General features: G+C 68.7%; 16 protein-coding genes. 11 read left to right on the top strand and 5 right to left on the bottom strand.

The window, feature by feature from the left end:
• Window positions 1-109: 109 nt before the first annotated feature.
• Window positions 110-1,183 (bottom strand): DUF3866 family protein, encoded by a 1,074-nt coding sequence (locus OG555_RS01225; protein ID WP_329480326.1) that lies wholly within the window; start codon window positions 1,181-1,183, stop codon window positions 110-112.
• Window positions 1,184-1,292: 109 nt separating this feature from the next.
• On the opposite strand from OG555_RS01225, the gene OG555_RS01220 reads away from it, so the two are divergent.
• Complete coding sequence (locus tag OG555_RS01220) at window positions 1,293-2,246, top strand: helix-turn-helix transcriptional regulator (protein WP_329480324.1); 954 nt, start codon at window positions 1,293-1,295, stop codon at window positions 2,244-2,246.
• Window positions 2,243-3,214: a helix-turn-helix transcriptional regulator gene (locus OG555_RS01215; RefSeq protein ID WP_329480323.1), complete on the top strand. Its 972-nt coding sequence runs from the start codon at window positions 2,243-2,245 to the stop codon at window positions 3,212-3,214. Before OG555_RS01220 ends, OG555_RS01215 begins: the two co-directional genes overlap by 4 nt.
• A gap of 753 nt (window positions 3,215-3,967) precedes the next feature.
• Here OG555_RS01215 and OG555_RS01210 read toward each other — a convergent pair.
• Complete coding sequence (locus OG555_RS01210; RefSeq protein ID WP_329480321.1) at window positions 3,968-5,158, bottom strand: winged helix DNA-binding domain-containing protein; 1,191 nt, start codon at window positions 5,156-5,158, stop codon at window positions 3,968-3,970.
• A gap of 153 nt (window positions 5,159-5,311) precedes the next feature.
• Between OG555_RS01210 and OG555_RS01205 the strand changes: the two genes are divergently transcribed.
• The 5 genes from OG555_RS01205 to OG555_RS01185 all read left to right on the top strand — a co-directional run bounded on the left by OG555_RS01205 (window position 5,312) and on the right by OG555_RS01185 (window position 8,093).
• A complete protein-coding gene (locus OG555_RS01205; protein WP_329480319.1) occupies window positions 5,312-5,503 on the top strand; it encodes a hypothetical protein in 192 nt (63 codons plus the stop codon).
• 59 nt (window positions 5,504-5,562) lie between these two features.
• A complete protein-coding gene (locus tag OG555_RS01200; protein ID WP_328519027.1) occupies window positions 5,563-5,856 on the top strand; it encodes a twin-arginine translocase TatA/TatE family subunit in 294 nt (97 codons plus the stop codon).
• An 84-nt stretch (window positions 5,857-5,940) separates the two neighbouring features.
• Entirely contained in the window at window positions 5,941-6,696 is a 756-nt protein-coding gene (gene tatC / locus OG555_RS01195) for a twin-arginine translocase subunit TatC (protein ID WP_329480317.1), read from the top strand.
• The gene (locus OG555_RS01190; protein ID WP_329480314.1) at window positions 6,696-7,565 is read left to right on the top strand and encodes a diacylglycerol/lipid kinase family protein; all 870 of its coding nucleotides are present in this window, start codon (window positions 6,696-6,698) and stop codon (window positions 7,563-7,565) included. Before tatC ends, OG555_RS01190 begins: the two co-directional genes overlap by 1 nt.
• Window positions 7,566-7,646: 81 nt before the next feature.
• Window positions 7,647-8,093 carry a chitosanase gene (locus OG555_RS01185; RefSeq protein WP_329484946.1) on the top strand — a complete coding sequence of 149 codons (447 nt, stop codon included), beginning with the start codon at window positions 7,647-7,649 and terminating at the stop codon, window positions 8,091-8,093.
• Window positions 8,094-8,151: 58 nt separating this feature from the next.
• Here OG555_RS01185 and OG555_RS01180 read toward each other — a convergent pair whose 3' ends face one another.
• Window positions 8,152-8,655, bottom strand: coding sequence for a MarR family winged helix-turn-helix transcriptional regulator (locus tag OG555_RS01180; RefSeq protein ID WP_329480312.1), 504 nt, complete (start codon window positions 8,653-8,655; stop codon window positions 8,152-8,154).
• Between the two features lie 87 nt (window positions 8,656-8,742).
• On the opposite strand from OG555_RS01180, the gene OG555_RS01175 reads away from it, so the two are divergent.
• The 3 genes from OG555_RS01175 (at window position 8,743) to OG555_RS01165 (ending at window position 13,873) form a co-directional block, all read left to right on the top strand.
• Window positions 8,743-9,633, top strand: coding sequence for an alpha/beta hydrolase (locus OG555_RS01175; RefSeq protein ID WP_329480310.1), 891 nt, complete (start codon window positions 8,743-8,745; stop codon window positions 9,631-9,633).
• A 90-nt stretch (window positions 9,634-9,723) separates the two neighbouring features.
• Window positions 9,724-12,537 (top strand): DEAD/DEAH box helicase, encoded by a 2,814-nt coding sequence (locus OG555_RS01170; protein ID WP_329480308.1) that lies wholly within the window; start codon window positions 9,724-9,726, stop codon window positions 12,535-12,537.
• Between the two features lie 67 nt (window positions 12,538-12,604).
• Window positions 12,605-13,873 carry a serine hydrolase domain-containing protein gene (locus OG555_RS01165; protein WP_329480306.1) on the top strand — a complete coding sequence of 423 codons (1,269 nt, stop codon included), beginning with the start codon at window positions 12,605-12,607 and terminating at the stop codon, window positions 13,871-13,873.
• On the opposite strand, the gene OG555_RS01160 is transcribed toward OG555_RS01165, so the two are convergent.
• Entirely contained in the window at window positions 13,870-14,334 is a 465-nt protein-coding gene (locus OG555_RS01160) for a MarR family winged helix-turn-helix transcriptional regulator (protein ID WP_329480304.1), read from the bottom strand. The genes OG555_RS01165 and OG555_RS01160 overlap by 4 nt on opposite strands.
• Window positions 14,335-14,397: 63 nt before the next feature.
• On the opposite strand from OG555_RS01160, the gene OG555_RS01155 reads away from it, so the two are divergent.
• A complete protein-coding gene (locus tag OG555_RS01155) occupies window positions 14,398-14,769 on the top strand; it encodes a cupin domain-containing protein (RefSeq protein ID WP_329480303.1) in 372 nt (123 codons plus the stop codon).
• Between the two features lies 1 nt (window position 14,770).
• On the opposite strand, the gene OG555_RS01150 is transcribed toward OG555_RS01155, so the two are convergent.
• The gene (locus tag OG555_RS01150; protein WP_329480301.1) at window positions 14,771-16,057 is read right to left on the bottom strand and encodes a glycoside hydrolase domain-containing protein; all 1,287 of its coding nucleotides are present in this window, start codon (window positions 16,055-16,057) and stop codon (window positions 14,771-14,773) included.

Raw genomic sequence — 16,057 nt, 5'->3', positions numbered from 1 at the left:
CCGGATCAGGAGTACTGCGACCACACTCCAGGTGGACCTACATCCACCGATCAGCCGCGCTCTAACCCCGTGATCCGGTCCTGTGTCCGCACAGCCGCCGCGTTGATGATCACGGCACGTCCACCAGACCGGCCGCGTGCCGGCCGGCCGCGGCGGCGGCTTCGAAGTAGGCGCGGTCGCCATCGAGGTCGCGGCCCATGGTGGACAACTTCACCGGTGCGGCCCGCAGGGCCTCGTACAACCCGTCCACTCCGACCCGCACGACCCGATGCCTGGCCTTGAGTGGCTCCGCTGCGTCCCGTACGGCGTCGCCGAAGTCGCCCGGCAGATCGGGTACGACGACATCCGCCGGCTGCAACGCGACCCGGCCGTACGCAGTCAGACTGTGGTGCGAGATCCCCCGATGCCGGGGTCGCGGATCAGCCTCCGAGATCCGCAGCGATGCCACCGCCCGACCACCTAGCGTGCCGACCGCGTTGACCGCCTCACCCGATTGCACACCCGAGAACCCCCAGCGAGTCCCCGTCCCGAGATTGCCCGGCCCTTGCGTCAGTACGACGAGCTCCGCCGACAACACGTGTACGGCGGTCAACAGCCCGGTGTGAACCGTCACCGCCTCACGATCCCCGCCGTACGCCTGTCCGACGGTCACTGTCCCGCTGAGCCAGCCACTGTCCCGCAGCGACGCCACGGTCCGCGAGAACGCGAGTGGTAGCGCCCCACCGTCGGTCATGACATACACAACCCGGGTTGTCGGCCGAGCCTCGTACACGCCGGCCAGTACGGCGGGCAGCGCGGAGTGCAGGTCCGCCACGACCACCGGCGTACGGAACAGGTCGTCCGCATCCCGCAGTACGTCGTGATCCGGCGAGTCCTGCTCGTCCGCACCCATCACCATCGCCTGCAGCGGCGTGTACCGAGCCTTGACCAGGTGACCGCGCTCCGGCGCGTCGGCAGGCAGCCGGTCCGGTATGGCGACCACCAGCGCGTACCCGCCCGTCCCCAGCCCGCGATCGAGCGCACCGACGTTCAGCAACACTCGGTCGCCGGGGACTGGCGTACCCACCAGGTCTGGATAGGCCAGAGCGCGCACAGGCTGCGCACCGACCATCACAGTCAGTTCAACCGCACCGGCCCAGCTCCGCCCGAGCTCACGCACCACTCCGTCGCGCCACCTAATCACAGGGCGACACTAGCGGGATCCTGGACCTCCATCGGCGGGTCGAACCCGTGTTCGAAGGTTTCGGTGCGGCAGGGCGGGTTTTGACGCTCGAAGGCCGTAAGGTGGTCGGGTGTCGGCGCGGAAGAGTGAGCGACTGCTCAATGTGGTCATCTGCCTGCTGGTCGCGCGCACCTATGTGACCAAGGAACGCATCCGCGAGGTGGTCGAGGGGTACGCGGGCCAGACCGACGACGCCTTCGAGAAGATGTTCGAGCGGGACAAGGACGAGCTGCGCGACCTCGGCATCCCGATCGAGATGGGCACCATCGACAAGTTCTTCTCCGACGAGGTCGGCTACCGGATCCGCCGGGACGTGTTCGAGCTGCCCGAGGTGCACCTGGAGCCGGACGAGGCCGCCGTACTGGGGGTCGCCGCCCGGGTCTGGCAGCACGCCAGCCTGGCCGAGGCGACCACGTCGGCGGTGCTGAAGCTGAAGGCCGCCGGGATCCAGACCGACCAGTCCGCGCTCAGCGCGATCGAGCCGCATGTCGGTGCGTCGGAGCCGGCCTTCGACCCACTTTGGTCGGCTGTAGTGAGCCGGACCGCAGTGCGCTTCCAGCACCTGCGCAGTGGCGCGTCCGAGCCGACCACGCGGACTCTGGAGCCCTGGGGCATCGTGTCCTGGCACGGCCGCTGGTACGTCGTCGGCCGCGACCGGGATCGCCAGGCCACACGGATGTTCCGGATGTCGCGGATCGGCGGAGACGTGAAGACGGTCGGTGCGTCGGCCGCGTTCACCGTGCCGGAGGGCACGGACCTGCGTTCACTGGTGTCCGAGCTGGCGCCGCCGCGGCCGACTTCCGAGGCGAAGGTCCGGGCCCGCACTGGGTCATGTGTGAGCCTGCGCCGCCGCGCCAACGCGATCGAGCCGTACGAGGAGGGCTGGGACCTGCTGCACGTCCCGTACGCCGACTCCGGCGTGCTGGCCGAGGAGATCGCGTCGTACGGCCCGGATGCCGTGGTCGAGGGACCCGGGGACGTGCTGGATGGTGTTCTGTGGCGGCTTCGGACGGTGGCCGGATGAGCAATGCCCGTGACCAGGTGCAGCGGTTGCTCGCACTGGTGCCGTATCTCCGTGAGAACGACGGCGCTCGCGTCGACGACGTGGCGGCGGAGTTCGGCGTACGGCCGAAGCAGATCATCGCCGACCTGAAGGTGCTGTGGTTCTGCGGGCTGCCTGGGGCGCAGATGGGCGATCTGATCGAGATCGACATCGAGGCGGCCGAGGGCGACGGCGTCATCCACATCAACAACGCGGACTACCTGGCCCGTCCGCTGCGGCTGGCCGCGGACGAGGCGCTGGCGCTCCTGACCGCACTGCGCACCCTGCGCGAGGTGACGGCCGGACACGACCGGGAGGCAGTCGACCGCGCGATCGGCAAGCTGGAGCGTGCCGCGGGGGAGGCCGCGGCGGCCAGCGAGGGCGCGGCGGCCCACGTGCACGTCGAGCCGGCTGCGCCGGAGATCGCCGAGACGGTCAACCGCGGCCTGGCCACCCAGCGCCGCCTGCATCTCACGTACGACGTCCCGTCGCGCGACGAGACCACCGAGCGGGATGTGGACCCGATGCGCCTGGTCGTGTCGGAGGGCCGGACCTATCTCGAGGCCTGGTGCCGGCTGGCCGAGGACGTCCGGCTGTTCCGCCTGGACCGCATCGCCGCCGTCAAACTCCTCGACCTCCCCAGCGAACCGCCGCCCGAGGCGACCCCGCGCGATCTGTCGAACGGCATGTTCCAGCCGTCCGAGCGCGACCTCCTGGCGACCGTCCGGCTGGCGCCTCCGGCCCGCTGGGTCGCTGAGTACTACCCCAACGAGTCCGTCGAGGAAGGCCCCGACAACTCACTGATCGTCAAGCTCCGCGTCGCCGACACCGCCTGGCTCCAACGCCTCGTCCTGCGCCTCGGCGGCGCCGCCACAGTCCTGGACCCACCCGACCTCAGCACCCAGATCGCCGCCACCGCCCGCGAAGCCCTCTCCGCGTACGACGACTGACCCCGCCCGCCACTAGAGGCCCTCCTGCTCAATGTGGGGGTGGTCTTCGCGGCTTCGGGTCGCGCGCCGGTGCGGGCTGTGTGGCCGCACCCTGCCCGACATCCTGCGGTCGTCGAGTCGTCGAGTCGTCGAGTCGTCGAGTCGTCGAGTCGTGGATTCGGGGGGAGGATTGGCGGTTTCTGGGACCGCGATCCACGACTCGGTGCATCGCCTCTCGTCTCCCCGGGCAACGACCGAGCCGGTTAGCGGCGTGGTAGTGCCCGGGGTGTCCCGGACGTGCTGCGTCGGCAGGCGGGCGCGGGGGGAGGACAGGTACTGGTTGGGCGGGAGCCGGACGTGGGGCACTCACCAACTCCGCGGGGCCGGGGTGCATCACGCGCAGCTCGTCGCCAGTGATGGTTGATTGCCGGGGGTCGGTGAGTGCGGGATGCCCGCCCCTGGCGGGCGCTTCCGGCCCACGGAGGGGGAGGGCGCCGCTGCCTGCGTGTGGTGGCTGGCTGTGGACGCCCAGGCCATCACATTCGGCGCGCTCGGGCGTCGGACCGTGGGGGCGTCGTGCTGGAGACCCAGTTGTGATGGCCTGGACGCGCACCCGAGGGCATGCAGCACAAGAGAAGAGCCGGGTGGCCCCTCGAATGCAGCGGTCGGCGTCGGCAGTGCGGGGTCAGGAGCATCACAACGCCAGCCTCACCCAGGCCGCGCTGGCAATCGCGGTCGCGGTCCGCGGCGGCAAAGACGGTTGGCGTACGGTGATCAGCCTTTGCTGAGCTGTTTCTCCAGTGGGGCTCGGAAGCGCGGGGTGACGCGGACGCCGGCGAGCCAAGTGGTCCAGTGGTCCGCTTCGGCTTCGATCAGGGCTGCGGTCTCGCGGCCCACGTCCTCCAGCAACTGGTAGCGGACCTCGCCGGTTTCGGGCTGGCCCCAGCCGCCGACGATGCGGCCGTCCGCCCAGATGGTCGGGCCGATGTTGCCGGTGTTGTCGAAGAGCTTGGCCTTGTGCTCGCCCAGGTACCAAGCGCGCTCCTTCCAGCCCATCGGCGTCGGGTCGAGGGCAGGCAGGAACGCGACCCACGGCTCCGTCGGAACCTCCGGCGCCTCGTCACCCGGCAGCACATAGCCGACCTGGCCGTCCAGGTCGACCGGGACCGCCTCGACCGCGGTCAGGGCCTTCTTCGTCTGGCCGGCCGTCCAGCCGGCCCACCACTGCAGGTCCGCCGCCGTACCCGGGCCGAACGACGACAACCACGCCCGCGCCAGCGTCATCCGTGCCTCGTCCGCCGTCGGCCTGTCACCCAGCCTGTCGGGCAGCCAGTCCTCGGCCGGCGACCACTGGTGCTGACCGCTCAGCCACGTCCCCAGCGGGCGCCCACGGACGATCCGTCCCTCGGCCGACAGCTGGAACAACACCCGGCTCGTCACGTACGGCTGAGCGGCGTACGCCTTGCCTTCGGCCATGCTCAGCCGGGTCCGCAGCCGCGGCTCGTCCGCGGCCAGCTCCTGTGCGGTCGCCGATCCACGCAGCGCCAGCGCGGTCGCCGTCGACTCCTCGACCGCCCGCAGCCACTTCCCGGACGCCTCCGGATCGCCGGCCACCCCGGCCTCGGTGAGGTGTTTCACCAGCAACTTGCGCTGCTTGACCGCGATGTCGTCCGTGCACGCCGCCTGCACGATCGGCGCGAACGGAGTCGGTACGACGAACACCGTCCGGCGCATGCCGAGCATCCGGATCAACACCCGGTCGTCGTAGAGCGCACGCTCCGTGCCCGCAACGTCACTCCCCGGAACCCGCGCAGCCACACTCAGGTGAACCGTCGCCGGGTCGGTGGCGTGCAAAGCGACCAGCGCCGCGGCCGCCTCGACCGGATCGGCCGCCCGGCACTCCGGCCCGAGCCGGTGCCGCCGCCCGAGCCGCGCCCGCCGCTCGTCCACCCCGATCCGAAACATCCGCAACCCCTCGCTCACCGAATACCTACCGACCCCACGCCACGCGGCGTACTCCGCAGACACACGGTTCTACCATCACGTTCCGACACCGTTGTCCGCTCAGACTCCCCGCAGGGCGTGGGCGATGGACGACGACCGGCTAGGCTCCTGGGTATGTACTGGTTCCTGCTCTTCCTCGCGGTGCTGGCGGTGTGGCTTCTGGTCCTCGCCCTGCTCGCGAAGAGGGTGTGGGGCCAGGCCAAGGCGCTGACGCGTGAGTTGGTCGCCGCCCAGTCCAAGCTGGACGCCGCACAGTCCGCGGCCGGGTCTGGACAGACCCGCCAGGATGAGCACGCTCCGGCGTAGTATCGGCCCACGTTCTCACGCTTGAGCCACGAGAAGAAGTTTGTGAAAGGGAGATCGACATGGCACCGCTCCTCGGTATGCCCCAAGGCGCAGAGTGGCTCGTCATCCTCGCGATCGTCGTGCTGCTGTTCGGTTCGGCCAAGCTGCCGGCCCTGGTGAAGCAGCTCGGCAAGTCGAAGAAGATCTGGGAGGAAGAGGTCGGCCCCAAGAAGAAGGAGCCGGAGCTCACCGAAGGCACCCAGCAGGTCCAGGCGCCGACCCAGCAGGCGGCCCCGCAGGCCCAGCCGGCCCAGCAGCCGAACCAGGTGAACGGTCAGGGCGACGGCCTGCCGCCCACCCACACGGCCAACTGAGCCGAGCGCCCGCCGGTGTCAATGGTGAGGATCGGACGGCGTAAAGAGAAGAAAGAGCGCCGCCCGAAGGACGACGAGGGTCGGATGACCCTGCGCGAGCATATTGTCGAGCTTCGCAACCGGTTGCTCATCAGCGTGCTCGCGATCGTGGTGTGCACGGTGCTCGGCTGGATCTTCTACGACGAAGCGTTCAGGTTCCTGACCCAGCCCTTCCACACCAGCGTCGGTGACCTGGCCCGGGAGCAGGGCAAGGAGCCGATCCTCACGTTCCCCGGCGTCGGCGACGCGCTGACGTTCCGGATCAAGATCTCCGCGCTGTTCGGCCTGGTGCTCGCCAGTCCGGTCTGGCTGTACCAGCTCTGGGCGTTCGTCGCGCCGGGCCTGCACCGCAACGAGCGCAAGTGGGCCTACATCTTCGCCGGAATCGCGGCGCCGCTGTTCGCCACCGGTATGGCGGTGGCCTACTGGACGCTGCCGAAGGGCATCGCGATCCTGATCAGCTTCACGCCGCTGGACATCCAGAACCTGATCGAGCTGCCGACGTACCTGGACTTCGTCATCCGGACGATGCTGGTGTTCGGCGTCGCGTTCCTGATCCCGCTGGTCGTCGTGCTGCTGAACATGGTCGGCGTGGTGCCGGCCAAGGCGCTCGCCAAGTTCCGGCCGTACATCATCCTGGTGATCTTCGTGTTCGCCGCGGTCGCGACGCCGTCCGGTGACCCGTTCACGATGTGCCTGCTGGCGATCCCGATGTGCCTGCTGTTCTTCGCCGCCGAGGTGATCTCGCGCTTCAACGACAAGCGCCGCGCGCGGCACTCAGAGGAACTGCTGGCCGACTGATGAGGCGTGTTGCGCTGGTAGTGAATCCCACTGCCGGTCGGGGCCTTGGTGCCCGGGTTGCTCCGATCGTCCGCGAACGGCTTGCCGCGGCCGGACTGACCGTCGACGTGTTCGCCACCAGTTGCGCCGAGGACGTGGGCCGGATCTCCGCTGAGGTGGTCGCGTCCGGCGCGGATGCGGTCGCGCTGATCGGGGGCGACGGCACGATCCATCTCGGTGCCCAGGTGCTGGCCAAGTCCGGAATGCCGTTCGGCGTGATCCCGGCCGGCACCGGGAACGACTTCGCCCGCGGGATCGGCGTACCGCTGAAGGATCCGGCCGCGGCGGCCGACCTGATCGTGGCCGGCAAGACCCGGACGATCGACCTCGCGGTGGCGAAGGACGAATACATCACCACCGTCGTGGCCGGCGGCTTCGACTCTCTGGTGAACCGGCGCGCCAACGCGATGAGCTGGCCGAAGGGCAACTCCCGCTACACGGTCGCGACCCTGGCCGAGCTCCGCACGTTCAAGCCACTCGAGTACGTCGTGACCGTCGACGGCGAGGTGATCGAGACCAAGGCGATGCTGGTCGCGGTCGGCACCGGGCCCACGTACGGCGGGGGACTGCAGATCTGCGCCGGCGCCGAGATCGACGACGGCCTGCTCGACGTCACGATCATCCAGCCGGTGTCCCGGCTCACGCTGCTGCAGATGTTCCCGAAGCTGTCCAAGGGCACCCACGTCGGCCATCCGATGCTGCGGACCTTCCGTGGCCGCTCGGTCCGGCTCGAGTCGCCCGGCATCACGGCTTACGGCGACGGCGAGGTGCTCGGGCCGCTCCCGATCGACATCACCATCGCCCCGGGCGCCCTCACCGTGTTCGCCTGAGACAGAACCTTCACACTCTGAAACCCCACTCACCTCTGGTCGTGCTGAGATTGCTCTGATAGGAAAGCTTCCTAACAGTTCATCTCTCGGACGCCCACCGGAGGCACCAAGGACTGGAAGTCCGCCGCCAAGGACACCGTCTTCCAGCAGTGCCAGAACGACGAGCGTGACCGCGTCTACTTCAACCCGGCGGTGTCGCAGGGGAAGTCCGACGGCCTGCGCACCCTCGGTCAGTTCTGCTACTACGACGCGATCGTCATGCACGGGCCCGGCAGCGACGCCACCAGCTTCGGGGGAATCCGGAGTCGTGCCCTGAGGACGGCCAAGCCGCCGTCGCAGGGTGGAAACGAGACGACCTACCTCAACGCCTTCCTTGACGCGCGTGTCTGGGCTATGAAGCAGGAAGAGGCACACAGCGACACCAGTCGCGTCGACACCGCGCAGCGCGTCTTCCTCCGCAACGGCAACTTCGACCTGAACACTCCGCTCGACTGGAAGGTATACGGCGACCCGTACCACATCAGCTGATCCATCCGGACCCGCAGCCGGACTCCCACCGACCACCAGGGGAGGGAGTTCGGCTGTGTCATGTCTGAGGCGTGTCCAGCGGCCCGGGAGCCTGTCGTGTGGTCGCCGCCGGCTCGGTGCGGTCGGTGCGGGGATCGGACTCGGCGCGTTGGCGGAGCATCGAGAGCATGGTGGCGAGCAGTTCGAGGTTCGCGGCCGGGAGGACCGAGCCGACCCACGTATTGAGCTCGGCCTCGACCGTCGGTGTCGCCGCGGCCAGGATCTCGGCGCCCGCGGGCGTCAGCTCGACCAGGGAGGAGCGGCGGTCGTGCGGGTTCGCCGTACGGCGGCAGCGGCCGGCGGACTCGAGTCGGTCGACGGCTTTGCTGGTCGCGCCGACCGTGATCGCGATGTCGTGCGCCAGGTCGTAGACCCGGGCGTTCCCGCGGGCCGCGATGACACGGAGGAACTCGAACTGGCCGAGCGGGAGGCCGTGCTCGGCCTTCAGCCGGGCGTCGAGCACGTTGTAGAGCCGCGTTTCCAGCCGGACCAGGTCCGTGAACAACGATGTGAGATCAGTCACAGCCAGATCCTGACGATCACGGAATTGGATTCCTCGGAATGTAGTTAGGCAGAACTATATTCCCCGGAATCTATCAGGAGGCGGACGATGAGTCAGGACCAACGAGCCACCGCACGCGGCATGATCTCCAAGGGTGACCCGTCCCGGTCGCCGGCCCAGCAGCGGGATGACTTCGACGCGGTGTTCGGGGCCCTCCCGCTCGGTGACGACGTCACGCTGGAGCCGCGCTCGCTCGGCGGTGTCCCGGCGCTGGACGTGAAGGTCGCCGGAGCCGACGGGGACGGCGTGATCCTGTATCTGCACGGCGGGGGCTACGTGATCGGGTCGGCGCGGACCGGGGCCAATCTCGCCGCGCCGCTGGCCCGTCGCACCGGCCTGCAGGCGGTGTCGCTGGACTATCGCCTGGCGCCGGAGGCCGCCTTCCCGGCGGCGGTCGACGATGCGCTGGCGGCGTACAAGGAACTCCTCGAAGGTGGCCGCGAGATCTTCGTCGCGGGCGACTCCGCGGGCGGTGGGCTGGCGCTCGCCCTGGTACTGGCGGCACGCCGGGAGGGCCTGCCGTTGCCGGCCGCGGTCGTCGTGTTCTCGCCCTGGGCGGACCTCACGCTGTCCGGTGCGAGCATGGACACCCGGGGTGACTTCGACCCACTGTTCAGCCGTGCGCACATGGAGGCGTACGTCGACCACTACCTCGCCGGCCACGACCCGAAGGACGAGTTGGCGAGTCCGCTGCTCGCGGACCTGACCGGACTGCCGCCGCTGCTGATCCAGGTCGGTACGGCGGAGGTCCTGCTCGACGACTCGCTAGGGCTCGCGGCCCGCGCCGCGGACCACGAGGTCGACGTCAGCCTGGACGTCGTCGCGGGTGCGCCGCACGTCTACCAGTACAACGTCGGCCTCATGGACGAGGCCGACGCGGCGCTCACCCGGGCCGCCGCCTGGCTGACCCAGCGTGGCTTTGGGGGTGGCGTCGCATAGATTGGGGCCTGTGAGCGAGCGGAGCGAGGTCACCATCCAACACAGCGCATCTCGTGTCTCATCCGCGCCCGGAGCGAAGCGAGGACGTGGATGAGCACTCCGTCCGAGAAGTACGCCGTGTTTCGCTCGGACCAGGAGCATCCCGCCGTGAAGGAGTTTCGGGCGCTCTATGACTTCGAACTGGACGAGTTCCAGCTCCGCGCCTGCGCCGCCCTCGAGGACGGTCATCAGGTGCTCGTGGCCGCGCCCACCGGCTCCGGGAAGACGCTGGTCGGCGAGTTCGCCGTCCACCTGGCGCTGCAGCGCGGGCAGAAGTGTTTCTACACCACCCCGATCAAGGCTCTGAGCAACCAGAAGTACGCCGACCTGGTCAGCCGCTACGGCAGCGACAAGGTCGGCCTGCTCACCGGCGACAACTCGATCAACTCCGAGGCCCCGATCGTCGTGATGACGACCGAGGTCCTGCGGAACATGCTGTACGCCGGTTCCAGCACCCTGCTCGGTCTCTCGTACGTCGTGATGGACGAAGTGCACTACCTGGCCGACCGCGCTCGTGGCGCGGTGTGGGAGGAGGTGCTGATCCACCTGCAGGAATCGGTCTCGGTGGTGTCGTTGTCGGCGACCGTGAGCAATGCCGAGGAGTTCGGCGACTGGCTGGAGACCGTCCGCGGCAACACCGTCGTCGTCCTGGAGGAGAAGCGGCCGGTGCCGCTGTTCCAGCACGTCATGGTGGGCAAGCGCCTGCACGACCTGTTCGCTGGTGAGGCGCCGACCGCAAGGGTCGGCGCACCCACGAAGGCCAAGTCCGGCAACCCCGCGAAGGCCAACCAGGTCGACCTGAAGGACCTGGTCAACCCGCAGCTGGTCCGGATCGCCCGCGACGACAACCGGATCTTCCGCGACGACTCGCGCAAACCCCGACGGCGTCGCGATCTCCCGAAGGGCCGCCCGCAGCGGTCCCATTTCACGCCGTACCGGTCCGATGTGGTCGAGGAGCTGGACGCCGGCGCGCTGCTGCCGGCGATCTACTTCATCTTCTCCCGCAAGGGTTGCGAGGACGCGATGATCCAGTGCCTGCGCTCGGGCCTGCGGCTGACCAAGCCGTCCGAGCGGGACGAGATCAAGCGGGTGCTGGCCGAGCGGACCGCGGACCTGCCGGACGAGGACCTCGGCGTACTCGGCTACCACGACTTCGCCGAGGCGCTCAGCCGCGGCATCGCGGCCCACCACGCGGGCATGCTGGCCGCGTTCAAGGAGGTCGTCGAGGAGCTGTTCGCGCGCGGCCTGATCAAGGTCGTGTTCGCCACCGAGACGCTTGCCCTGGGCATCAACATGCCGGCGCGCACCGTCGTACTCGAGAAGCTGAGCAAGTGGAACGGCGAGGCGCACGTCGACATCACGCCGGGGGAGTACACGCAGCTGACCGGCCGGGCCGGGCGTCGTGGCATCGATGTCGAGGGTCATGCGGTCGTGCTGTGGCAACCAGGCTTCGACCCACGCGCCGTGGCCGGTCTGGCGAGCACCCGTACGTATCCGCTCCGCTCGTCGTTCTCCCCGTCGTACAACATGGCCGTCAACCTGGTCCGCCAGGTCGGGCGGACCAGGGCCCGCGACATGCTGGAGCTGTCGTTCGCGCAGTTCCAGTCCGACCAGGCCGTGGTCGGGCTGGCCCGGCAGGTGCAGCGCAACACCGAGGCGCTCGAGGGCTACAAGGAGTCCATCGACTGCCACCTCGGCGACTTCCTCGAGTACGCCGAGCTGCGCCGGCGGATCGGTGAGCGGGAGGCGTCCGGCTCGAAGCGGCGCAAGCTCGATCGCCGGGTCGAGGCCCAGGAGTCGATCGAGAAGCTGCGGATCGGCGACGTCATCCGGATCCCGGCCGGCCGCAGTGCGGGCTGGGCGCTCGTCCTCGACCCGGGGATGCGCTCGGAGCGCGAAGGTCCGCGGCCGACCGTGCTGACGCTGGACCGGCAGGTCCGGAAGCTGTCGATGATCGACTTCCCGACGCCCGTCGAGGCGATCAGCAGCCTGCGGATCCCGAAGAAGTTCAACCCACGCAACCCGCAGCAGCGGCGTGAGCTCGCGCAGGTACTGCGGAACCACACGGACATGCTCGGCGAGGACGGGCCGCCGTCGCGCACCCGCGGCCGGGATGTGGTCAGTCACGCCGACGACCCGGAGCTGCAGGAAATGCGGGCGCAATTGCGCGCGCACCCGTGCCACGGTTGCTCGGATCGCGAGGACCACGCTCGCTGGGCCGAGCGGTACTTCCGGCTCGACCGGGAGAACCGCGAGGTGCAGCGAAAGATCGAGCAGCGGACGAACACCATCGCCCGCCAGTTCGACCGGGTCTGCCAGGTCCTCGACGCGTTGCACTACCTGGACGGCGACAAGACCACCGAGGCCGGCGACCGGCTGTCGCGGATCTACACCGAGCTCGACCTGGTCGCGGCTGAGTGCCTGCGGCAAGGAGTTTTCGACGACCTCACCGTGCCCGAGCTCGCGGCGTGTCTTGCCGCGCTGGTGTACGAGGCGCGGTCGAAGGACGAGCCGACGTCTCCACGGTTGCCGCGTGGCGACGTACGCCTGGCGCTGGAGAAGATGGGTGGGATCTGGCGCGACCTGTCCGCGCTGGAGCGGGACATGCGGGTGGACTTCCTGCGCTCGATGGACCTCGGCTTCTGCTGGCCGGCGTTCCGGTGGGCGTCGGGTGCCTCGCTGGCCGAGGTGCTCTACGAATCCGACCTGGCTGCCGGTGATTTCGTTCGTTGGGTGAAGCAACTGATCGACCTGACCGAGCAGGTCGCGGACGCTGCCGGACCGACCCCGTTGCGTTCCACCGCGCGAGCCGTGGTCGACGAGATCCGTCGTGGGGTCATCTCGTACGCATCGATGATCGAGTAGACCCCTGCGGTGAGAGACTCCTTCAGCAGTACCCCCCTGCCTTGAAGACCTGAAGGAGAACACGTCCGTGGAGTTGTCGCGCCGGAATCTCGGCAAGCTAGCCATCGCCACCGGCGCGGTCGCCGCCGTCGGCACCGGAGCAGGAACGGCCCTGAGTCGCTCCGCCGATGCCGCCGCGACCTGGAAGACCACCGGCACCGCTGTCGCGGCCCTGGCCGGGTTCGACAGTCAGATGAAGACGTTCATGCAGGCGCGCGGCGTGACGGCCGGCCAGCTTGCGGTGACCTACAAGGGCCGCCTGGTGCTTGCCCGCGGCTACAGTACGTCCACCGCGCTCACCGTCAACCCGACCTCGCTGTTCCGGATCGCCAGCCTGACGAAGTCGTTCACGGCCGCCGCGATCGTGAAGCTGGTGCAGGACGGCAAGCTGAGCCTGTCGACGCCGGTCGGCAACATCATCTCGATCACGCCGCCGACCGGTCAGACCAAGGACACCCGCTGGTCCGCGGTCACGATCAAGCGACTGCTGCAGCACCTCGGCGGCTGGGACCGCGACATCTCGGGCGACCCGGAATGGGAGGACGCGGTGATCTCCCGGGCGCTGGGTGTCCCGATGGAGCTGCACCCCGCCGACGTGATCAAGTACGAGGCCGGCCGGAAGCTCGACTACGCCCCGGGCACCAAGTACGCGTACTCCAACTTCGGGTACACGCTCGCCGGCCGGGTGATCGAGAAGGTGAGCGGCCTGAGCTACCCCGCCTATGTGCAGCAGAAGCTGCTCACCCCGTTGAAGATCACGCGGATGGCGCAGGGCTACTCGATCGCGAAGCACTCCGGTGAGGTGCCGTACGAGTCGCAGTACACCGGGAAGACCGTGCTCGACATGTCGGGTGCCACCGTGCCCGCGCCGTACGGGTCCTTCAGCATGCGCATCCAGGATGCCAACGGCGGCTGGATCGCGAGCGCTCCGGACCTGGTCCGGTGGGCGAAGATGTTCGACACGTCGTCGAGCGTGCTGAACACGGCGTCGCTGAACAGCATCTGGGCGAAGCCCGAGATCGGCGTGAACTCCGACGGCTGGTACTACGGCCTCGGCTGGCAGGTGCGCCCGACGACCGGCGGCACCGGACGCAACACCTGGCACACCGGCAGCATGCCGGGGACCTTCACCATCATGGTCCGGACCTACAACGGGATGAGCTGGGCGGCGCTGTTCAACCGCCGCGACGACGCCAGCGGCAAGTCGTACGGCGACATCGACGCGGCGCTGTGGACCGCGGCCAACGGCGTGAAGACCTGGCCGACGAACGACCAGTTCTCGAAGTACTTCGCTTAGAACATCAACGCGCGGAAGTGCGGCGTACTGATCTGGGCCTCGCCGGCCATCTCGGTCAGTACGCCGCGCACCGTGTCGATCGCCTCGTCGCCGAAGCGCCTGCGGAGCTTCCGTTCATAGGCCTGGTGGAACTTCCGGGCCGCCTGGAGTGCGGCCTCTCCTCGTGCGGTGAGCTGTAGCAGCCGAGCCCGGGCGTCGGTCGGGTCGGGCCGGCGCTCGACGTACCCGCGGCGCTCCATGTCGTCGACGATCTGGCTCGCGCCCTGCTTGGTGATCTCCAGCCGCTCGGCCAGTCCGCTGATCGTGGTCGGCCCGGCGCTCAGCGTGCGCAACACGAACCCGTCCGACCGGCCCTGGTCGTCGTACCCCTGCTCGGCCGTCGCCTGGCGGAGTGCGCGGACGAACTCCTGGTCCGCCAGCAGCAACAAGATCCCGAAATCCGGCTTGCCCGATCGCGTCATGCACGCCATGATAGTCAAGCTGGCTTGGTCAAGTCAGCTTGACTATCTGGAGTGGGGGAACCCATGCACGTCATTCGCGCGACCGAGGCGCCGCGGTTCGAGTTGCACGGCGTCGAGTTCACCGGGCTGGCAGCACCCAGCCGTGGCTCCGCCGGTCTGTGCACCTGGAAGCTCACGGTCGATCCCGGGCACGGCGGCGGTGAGCCGCACACGCTCGACCGGGACGAGGTGTTCATGGTGCTCACCGGCACGGTGCAGATCACGGCCGACGGCGACAAGCTCGGTCCCGGCGACGCTGTCGTCGTACCCGCCGGCGAGCCGATCGCGCTCACCAACCTGGGCGAGGGCAAGGCCGAGCTGTACGTCGCCATCACCGCGGGTTTCACCGGCACGATGGCAGACGGCACGCAGATCCAGCCGCCCTGGGCTCAGTGAGTCAGCAGCGGCGGATCGGCGCGGTGTAGGTCGTGTTGCTCGCCGTGGCGACGTAGTAGTCGGTGACGTACGAGCCGTCGCTCAGACGGTTCCAGACCGAGGTCGTGCCGACCTTGGTGCCGGGGAGCTGGCAGGTGATCCAGGCCAGTGCCCCGGCCGGCAGCGGGCCCGGGTAGGTCCCGTACGACGTACCCGGGCCGCGCCGCCGGCTCAGGCCGTTGATGGTCGTCTGGAACGGGTAGCTGCAGCCGGGGAGGGGTGGGCTGTAGCCGGGCTTGCTCGGTGTCCGGGTGTAGTAGTCCGTGATGTAGGTGCCGTTGATCAGCTTGTTCCAGACGATCGTGGTGCCGATCTTCGCGCCGAAGGTCTGGCAGACGATACTGACTTTCGCGTTCGCGGGGATCGTCGACCTGACCGGATAGGCGGTCGAGGGGCCGCTATAGCTGTGGATGGTCGTCCTGACCGTGTAGAGGTACGAGACACTCGCGACCGGTGCGTCGAACCGGTCGTTGTCGATGTTGAGCGTCACACCGCCGTACGTCTCGGTGTGGTCGCCCCGGTACTGCTTGCCGCGCTGTCCGACCGCCCAGAAAGGGTTAGGGACAGTCGGCCAGCCGGTGAGCGAGCTGCTGAGGTCCCAGCGTGCGATCCACAGCGCATCCGGTCGCGCGTACGACGTGGAGTTGTAAGCGGCGGCCAAGTCCGGTGCACCGGAGTTCTGGTGAACGTAGACGCCGGACAGGTATCGCTGCAGGTGTACTTCCTTCGTCCACGCGGACAGGTAGTGCAGTACGGCGGAACGGCAGACGGCGTTCGTGTTGTCGTAGTTCTCCATGTCGTTGTAGATCGCACTGCCCGGCAGGATGCCCAATGCCTTGGCCTTGGCGACCGCGTCATCCGCCTCCCGGACCCCCTCCCGGTTGGAGGAGGTGGTCGACATCTTGTATCTCCGGGTGCCGCAGGGTGCCTGAAGACCCAGATAGATCGGGACCAGCCGCCAACCCATCGCCGTGACGGCTGTGACCCAGCCGGCGGTGAGCTGTGGCTGGGCACAGCTGCGGTTGACTCCGCCGATGTAGATGCCGATCGCCTTGTACGGCGATGCCTTCCACGCGGTCATCTGCGTGAGGGTCGGCGCCGTACACGTGTCGAACGCAAGCCCGGTGAACCGCGTCGCCGTGGTCCCGGCGTTGTAGGTGAGCGGTGTGGTCGGCTCGGCCAGAGCAGGTGCCGACGGACCTAGTACCAACGTGGCAACAGCAACTACGGCAACCTTGACCTTGAACAT

The sequence above is a fragment of the Kribbella sp. NBC_01484 genome (genome assembly GCF_036227145.1).
Lineage (GTDB): Bacteria > Actinomycetota > Actinomycetes > Propionibacteriales > Kribbellaceae > Kribbella.
This window is presented reverse-complemented; position numbering and strand designations above follow the sequence as displayed.

What these genes read in the sequence shown, in the direction of transcription:
- OG555_RS01215 (WP_329480323.1), top strand. Translation starts at nt 2,243, where the DNA reads ATGAGCAATGCCCGTGACCAGGTGCAGCGGTTGCTCGCACTGGTGCCG.
- OG555_RS01210 (WP_329480321.1), bottom strand. Translation starts at nt 5,158, where the DNA reads ATGTTTCGGATCGGGGTGGACGAGCGGCGGGCGCGGCTCGGGCGGCGG.
- OG555_RS01205 (WP_329480319.1), top strand. Translation starts at nt 5,312, where the DNA reads ATGTACTGGTTCCTGCTCTTCCTCGCGGTGCTGGCGGTGTGGCTTCTG.
- OG555_RS01200 (WP_328519027.1), top strand. Translation starts at nt 5,563, where the DNA reads ATGGCACCGCTCCTCGGTATGCCCCAAGGCGCAGAGTGGCTCGTCATC.
- tatC (WP_329480317.1), top strand. Translation starts at nt 5,941, where the DNA reads ATGACCCTGCGCGAGCATATTGTCGAGCTTCGCAACCGGTTGCTCATC.
- OG555_RS01190 (WP_329480314.1), top strand. Translation starts at nt 6,696, where the DNA reads ATGAGGCGTGTTGCGCTGGTAGTGAATCCCACTGCCGGTCGGGGCCTT.
- OG555_RS01175 (WP_329480310.1), top strand. Translation starts at nt 8,743, where the DNA reads ATGAGTCAGGACCAACGAGCCACCGCACGCGGCATGATCTCCAAGGGT.
- OG555_RS01170 (WP_329480308.1), top strand. Translation starts at nt 9,724, where the DNA reads ATGAGCACTCCGTCCGAGAAGTACGCCGTGTTTCGCTCGGACCAGGAG.
- OG555_RS01160 (WP_329480304.1), bottom strand. Translation starts at nt 14,334, where the DNA reads ATGACGCGATCGGGCAAGCCGGATTTCGGGATCTTGTTGCTGCTGGCG.
- OG555_RS01155 (WP_329480303.1), top strand. Translation starts at nt 14,398, where the DNA reads ATGCACGTCATTCGCGCGACCGAGGCGCCGCGGTTCGAGTTGCACGGC.
- OG555_RS01150 (WP_329480301.1), bottom strand. Translation starts at nt 16,057, where the DNA reads ATGTTCAAGGTCAAGGTTGCCGTAGTTGCTGTTGCCACGTTGGTACTA.